General features: G+C 26.5%; 1 pseudogene. It reads right to left on the minus strand.

Going from position 1 to position 249, the window contains the following annotated elements:
* Positions 1-127 (minus strand): annotated as a pseudogene (locus tag IDG64_RS14650) (metal ABC transporter solute-binding protein, Zn/Mn family); the annotation flags it as partial.
* Positions 128-249 lie beyond the last annotated feature (122 nt).

The following is a 249-nucleotide window of genomic DNA, read 5'->3' on the forward strand; positions in this document are numbered from 1 at the left end:
CTTTTGTAACTTGCTTCATATCGTTATCAATTTTCTTAAGATCGTCGTTTAATTTTTTGTAGTTTTTCTCATAGTCATCTTTATGTTTTGGATCTTTTTTCACTAATTCATCTTTAATTTCTTTAGCTGATCGTTATGGTTTTGTTCAAAAAGGTATTCAAAACATGAATGCTGAAGATCCATCACAAAAAGAATTAACTAAAATTGTTAAAGAAATTAGAGATAGCAATGCTAAATATATTCTTTACG

The organism is Staphylococcus sp. EG-SA-15, from assembly GCF_017151895.1.
In the GTDB taxonomy this organism is placed as follows: Bacteria; Bacillota; Bacilli; order Staphylococcales; family Staphylococcaceae; genus Staphylococcus; species Staphylococcus aureus.